This is a genomic window from 'Camptotheca acuminata' phytoplasma (assembly GCF_041276565.1).
Lineage (GTDB): Bacteria > Bacillota_I > Bacilli_A > Acholeplasmatales > Acholeplasmataceae > Phytoplasma.
This window is the reverse complement of the sequence record NZ_JBGGGR010000026.1, coordinates 1-3,420: the sequence shown is the minus strand read 5'-3', so window position 1 is coordinate 3,420 and position 3,420 is coordinate 1. Positions and strand designations below refer to the sequence as shown.

General features: G+C 20.7%; 2 protein-coding genes. Both read left to right on the top strand.

Annotation, left to right across the window (positions count from 1 at the left end):
- A partial coding sequence (locus tag AB6A63_RS01925) for a toprim domain-containing protein (protein WP_370431009.1) occupies positions 1-193 on the top strand: 193 nt, incomplete at its 5' end.
- 2,017 nt (positions 194-2,210) lie between these two features.
- Positions 2,211-3,420: hypothetical protein (locus AB6A63_RS01920; RefSeq protein WP_370431008.1), on the top strand; the 1,210-nt coding region annotated here is incomplete at its 3' end.

Below are 3,420 nucleotides of genomic sequence, written 5' to 3'. Positions count from 1 at the left end.
TTTTTTTGATTTAATCAATTGTTTTAATCACGGCATTAAAAACGTTGTCGGCTTAATATCGCTCATAATTGGTATCTCTCAACCGATGATTAATTTTTTAAAACAAAATAATATCACTGTTATTATCAAGTTTGATAACGATACTACCGGCATTAAACAATTTAACAGCTTACGATATTCCGGCGCTTATTAAAAAAATTCCGTTTCAGGATTGCAAGGATGCGGACGACGTTTTAAAAAAAATGCGGGTTTTAACGCCTATCAAAAAAATATATCTTTTATAATTGTGTAAAATTTTTTTATGTTATTATCGGAATAATTAAATAATGATTTTATTTTTTTTAACAATCAATTTTTATAAAACGTTATTAAAAAAATAAAAAAATACATTTATGCCGTTTTGATAATTTCGGCTTTAAAACTATTTTGAATATTTCAAAATTTCTATCAAAAAATCAAAAATTAGACATGTTTTATTGTTGATTAACACAAAATATATAATATATTATTTAAAAAGTTTTGAAAGGACTAATCCTTTTTAGGGTTAAAATAAGATATATAGAAAATGAAAAATAAAGAAACAAATTTATTAATAGTTTCAAATCAAGATAATAAATACAAGTGTTTAAATGATAAACAAAAAAACCTATTATTCTAGTAAACAAAAAAAGAATTAGAAGAAATTAACAAGAATATAGAAGAATTAAAAAAAACAAAAATAAATTAGAATCTCTTATTGAAAATAAAATTTCATTAATAAATAATAATAAAGAAAATACTCAAGAATTTAAACAAAATGAAAAAGAACTTTCTAAAGTGGAACAAAGAGATAGTCGAACATGAAAAGAAGTTAGAAGAATACCAAAATAGAAAAAAATAAATTTAAATAAAAGAGATAAAATTCAAGGTCGATTAATTAATGAATGATTTTTATTTTAAAACAATCAATTTTTTTATAAAACATATTTTTTAAAAAAAATAACAGGTGGAAAAAATAAAAAAATAGTTTCAACATTAGAAAATTTTATTAAATCTAAAAAAAACTTATTATATCATTTAATAAACCACCAAAACAGGCAAAAAACATCTTTCAATGAAAGAAATTAAAACATTTATTAAATTAAAAAACACGTTTTAGAATCTTGTCTTTTAATTTTAAGTTTTTTAAAACCCTCCTTTATTAATTATTAATCATAAAATTATTCTTGATAATTTGTTTCAAAACGAAACAATATTTTTTTTGTTTTCTTAATGAATAGTTAATAAAATTTATTAATTATTTTTTTCTTAAAAGAATAAACAAAAAAAATGTTAATTCTTAATTAAATCTTAATTAAACAATTTTTTTGACATATAATTATAATTTTAATCCGGAGCCAGAACTGATATTACTTTATTCTTTATGTTTTTTATAACTTTCAAAAGATACAATTATTTAATTAACTTTTAAATACTAATCAAAAAAATCCAAGAATTAAAAAAGTCATTAAAAATTTTTAAACAACTTAAAATTATAAAAAAATAGATTATCAACATAGAAATACGCATTAATTTATGTTCTCGTGATTTAGATAAATTATTTTAGAAATTTTAAGAAAATTAAATTTTTAAAAAATAAAAATAACAAGAAAAAATAATTATATTTAATTCTTATTTAAACCGACAATAAAAATAATTTAATCAAAGAAATTAAATACAATAAAAAAAATCCAATTTATAAAAAAAGAAATTGTTAAATTATATTAGTTGAAAATTTTTTATTTTATTAAAAAAATTTTTTCTAAATTTTAAAATTTCAAATTTAAAAAGAGTTTAAAAACGATCTTATATTCTTTTATTTATAAAAGAATTTAACTTCTAATTTTTTAAAAAAAATTTAAAATTAACAAAAATTTTAGAAAAGATTATCTTCTCAAATATCTTCTCAAAATTAGAAACCATTAAACAGATACATAATAAGTTCTTTTTAAAACTCTGCAACGGAAGAATAAAAAAATTATCAAGAAGATTTATTAAAATCTTACAATTATAATAATTTATTTAGTTAACTTAAACGAAAAAATTTAAATTATAATTAACTCCTCGGATAAATCTTTTTCTTGTTGGTATTTTTTTATATTTTTTATTTTTTTATATTTTTTATTTTTTTATATTTTTTATTTTTTTATATTTTTTTATTGTTAATTTTTAGAAAAGAAAAAAAAAAAAAAATGCAAAAGGAAACAAAAAAAATATTTATTTTTTCTTTATTTATAATTTTTTTTATTCTAATTAGTTTATTAATAGTCGTTTTGGAACAAAATAATCATTCTTCAATAAAAATTAATGATTTAGAAGCTGAGATTACAACATTAAACAAAAATATTACTTTTAAAATAAATGAATTAGATTCTAAAACCAAAGAATTAGAAACAAAAAAATCTGAACTCGAAACAAAAACAAACGAACTAGATACGAAAACAACAGAAATGACAACTCTTCACATTCAAATTGAAAATTTAAAAAATGATAAAACAACATTAACAGCTGGCATCGAAGTCCTTAAAACAGAAGTCGAAAGAAAAACAACAGAATTAAACAATAACACCAGTTTATCTTTAACAGAAATAAATGAATTAAACATGAAGATAACAACATTAAACGAAAATATCGACTCTAAAACTCAAAATTTAGAATCGACAACAACTCAATTAAATGAAAAACAAGACAAAATCAACAATCAAATCGAAAATTTAAGTGAAAACCAACAACGCATCTCCCGAGATACCGAAACGATCCGGACTAAGACTCAAACCATCCAAAACCTCCAAGAAATAATTACACAACAAGAAGAAAAAATCCAAAATGTCAACTCTGAAAAAGAACAAATAAATACACAAATCAACAGTTTAAAATCAAATCTTGAAGAAACAAAAAGAAAACTCGAAGAAGAAACCCAAAAATTAACAACGAAAACGTCTCAATTAGAAACTGAAAAAAGTAATTTAAATCAAGCGATTGAAAAACTGACAAAAGACAATGAAACCAAAACAGCGGATTCTAACAACAGTCAAACGAACTCATCAGAAGAAATTAAAGGTCTTCGTACTCAATTAGATAACAAAATGCAAGATTTAGCTAAGAAACAATTAGAAGTCGACGAAATAACAAATACCTTAAAAACGAATGACGAACGTTTAACTCAAATCATCCAAGAATTAGATAAAAGAACAACAGATTTAACAACTGAAACAGCGAAAGTCGCTCAACTTTCACGAGAAATCGACACCTTAAAACAAAAAATTACTAATTTAGAAATAAGCAACACCCAATTAACAAATAGAAATCAAGAATTAGACACCAAAGTGGCACTGCAAACTAGTATATGGAACCTTTTTTCAAAAATGAAAAAAGAGAATTTAATAATTTTCTTTTTTTTAA